Source organism: Cellulosimicrobium composti (genome assembly GCF_009711085.1).
GTDB classification, from domain to species: domain Bacteria; phylum Actinomycetota; class Actinomycetes; order Actinomycetales; family Cellulomonadaceae; genus Cellulosimicrobium; species Cellulosimicrobium composti.
In genome coordinates this window covers 1-3031 of the sequence record NZ_WMKA01000093.1, presented here as the reverse complement: position 1 = coordinate 3031, position 3031 = coordinate 1, and the positions used below count along the sequence as shown (strand labels likewise).

2 protein-coding genes are annotated in these 3031 nt (G+C 66.7%); one reads left to right on the top strand and one right to left on the bottom strand.

The window, feature by feature from the left end; genetic code table 11:
• Positions 1 to 1399, top strand: a 1399-nt coding sequence (locus GJV82_RS19045) for a S1 family peptidase (protein WP_225873501.1), incomplete at its 5' end; no start/stop codon positions are given.
• Positions 1400 to 1423: 24 nt separating this feature from the next.
• Here GJV82_RS19045 and GJV82_RS19040 read toward each other — a convergent pair.
• Complete coding sequence (locus GJV82_RS19040; RefSeq protein WP_155100305.1) at positions 1424 to 2689, bottom strand: IS256 family transposase; 1266 nt, start codon at positions 2687 to 2689, stop codon at positions 1424 to 1426.
• Positions 2690 to 3031 lie beyond the last annotated feature (342 nt).

Genomic DNA, 3031 nt, shown 5'->3' with positions numbered 1-3031 from the left:
GCCGAGCACTGTCCACGACGGATTACGGGACAGCCTCCAGGGGGACTTCTTGAAGAACCGAATCAGACCTGCTGCCGTTGGCGTCCTCACTGCTTCGTTCCTCGTCGTCGCGTCGACGCTCCCCAGCGCCGCGACCAGTAACGAACGCGACGACGCCGGCGGTGAGCTGACCTTGACGACACGGCTCGGCGAGGTCGCACCCGTGTGGGACCTGGAAGAGATCGAGTACATCAACAGCGTGCAGACGAAGCTGCGCGACGTCGATGGCTTCGGGACGATCCGCGTCGACGAGGCGGACCGATCCGTGACGGTCACCTTCAAGGGCGAGGCGCCCGCCGAGCTCACCGGGCTCGTCGACGCCGCTCCCACCGATCTCCGGGTCGACGTCGAGGCCGCACGCTACTCCGCTCGGGAGCTCCAGGACGCGCTCGAGGCCGTGATCGCGGCCCCGAGCGCACAGGAGAGCCTGACGGGGGTCTACACAACCGACGAAGCTGTCGTCGTCGAGGTTGATCCCGGATCGGCGGCCAGCAAGAGCGCGCGGACGTTCGAGTCTCGGCTGGAGTCGGAAATCGCGGCGGTCGGCGCGAGCGTCCCGGTCGAGATCGTCCCGAGCCCGCAGAAGGTGCCCGCATCCCGCTTCGGTCACGGCGGCCCCTGGGTCGGAGGAGCGCTGTACCAGACGAATGACTCTGGCGGAGCCTGCTCCACCGGGTTCGCGGGCACCTCGACGGTCAACTCCTCCCTTCAGGGGATCATCACTGCCCACCACTGCACGGTCGACCAACCGGCGAGCTACACCTACAAGCACTTCACGCGTGACCTGGGCAAGCGGATCTATCACCACACCCCCGGGCCACCTCAGCACCAGGGGTTCAACACCATCGCTGACGCGTCCTTCATCGAAACGCCCGACGGCTCGGTCGGTGCTGTCTACATCGGTGGTGTGAGCGATCCTGACGGCCTGGCGATCATGGGAACCTACGCCAGCCCGCCTCAGGGGCAGTCGATCTGCTATTCGGGGGCGTTCTCGGCGGGCGTGACCTGCGGTCACAACGTCGTGCACACCAACTACTTCTGGCGGCCCTACAGTGGCGCAAACTTCCTCTACGGGCCTCAGTTCCGGACCAGGCACATCACCGGGAACGCGACGATCGGCCAGGGCGACAGCGGCGGACCCGCCTTCGTCGCCGTCAACTACGACGGCCACATCGTCGGCGTGGCGGCCGGCATCATCTCCGGCATCGACCAAGGAGACGATGCCACCAACCTCGCGTGCGTCGGGCTCCTTCCCCCCGGAAGGCTCTGCAGCGACGTCGCGATGGCACAGTCGTTCTACACCGCGTACTCGGCCATGCCCATCCAGGTGAAGACCTGGACCGGGGGGAGTGTCCGATGAACGGTGGGCGGGCCACGGCGTTCCTTAGTTGCTCGAGGGGTTGATGCGCCCCTCGAAGGTGATCGCGAACGCGTTCAGCGCGGCCTTCCACCGGATGACCCATCGTGCCCGACCGCGGCCGGTCGGGTCCAGGGACCGGGTCACGAGGTAGAGACACTTCAGCGCTGCGGCATCGTTCGGGAAGTGCCCACGGGCGCGGACCGCGCGCCGGTAGCGGGCGTTCAACGACTCGATCGCGTTCGTCGTGCAGATGATCTTGCGGATCTCCACGTCGTAATCCAAGAACGGGATGAACTCGCCCCATGCGGACCGCCACAGCTTGACCGCGGCCGGATACTTGCCGACCCACTCGTCTGCGAACTCGTCCATCCGGACCTCGGCCTGCTCGGCGTTCACGGCTGTGTAGATCGGCTTGAGGTCGCGGGCCATCTTGTCCCAGTCCTGTCGGGCGGCGTAGCGGAACGTGTTGCGGATCAGGTGGATCACGCAGGTCTGCACCTGCGCCAGCTCCCACACGGTCGTGATCGCGTCCGGCAAGCCCTTGAGACCGTCGCAGACCGCGATGCACACGTCGCCCACGCCGCGGTTCTTGATCTCGGTGAGCACGTTCAGCCAGAACTTCGCGCCCTCCCCGCCGTCGCCGGCCCAGATCCCGAGGATGTCGCGTTCCCCGCGGGTCGTGACACCGATGACGACGTAGAACGGCTTGTTCGTGACCTGCCCGTCGCGAACCTTGACCACGAGGGCGTCGATGAAGATCACGGGGTAGACCTCGTCCAGCGGCCGGGTCTGCCATTCGGCCATCTCGGCGACGACCTTGTCAGTGATCCGCGAGACGGTGTCCTTGGAAACGCTGGCACCGTAGACCTCGGCGAAGTGCGCGCTGATCTCCCCGGTCGTGAGCCCCCGTGCGGTGAGGGACAGCACCAGCTCGTCGACACCGTTCAGGCGCCGCTGCCGCTTGCGAACGATCGTCGGCTCGAACGACCCGTCACGGTCGCGAGGCACGTCGAGCTCCACCGGACCGATCTCCGTCAGGACCGTCTTGGACCGGGTGCCGTTGCGCTCGTTCGACCCGGTCTTGGCGGCACGCTCACCGGGCGGGTAGCCCAGATGCTCGGTCAGCTCCTCGTCCAGCGCGGTCTCCAAGACCTGCTTCGTCAGGCCGGTCAACAGCCCGTCCGGGCCGACCAGATCGATCCCCGCCGCCTTCGCCTGCGCCACCAGCTGCTGCGCCAGCGCCTGCTTCTCGTCCCCGTCGAGCGTCACGGGCTCGATGATCTCGGTCATCCTGCCTACTTCCCGCCAAGCCTGTGCTCGGCGTGTCAGGCCGAGACCCACCCACCGTTAATCAGACAGACCCGGACCGGGCCGCTCTCGTGATCGAGTAGGCAACGGGGACGTGTCGTCCCGTCGGTACGGTGTGCCCCTGGCCAGTCGATCCGGCCAGGGGCACATGCGTGTCTGAACGCTCTTCTGCCGTGAGGGCCGTTCCCCAACGACAGCAGCAACGAGAAGCCCGGGTCGCCGGGTCGGTGCAATCGTCCGCTGGAACGTAGGTCATCTCTCGCCGCTTCGGCGGGTGTGAGGTCAATGTGTCCCGCGTCAAGCTGCTGGCAGGTTTTGGGTCTC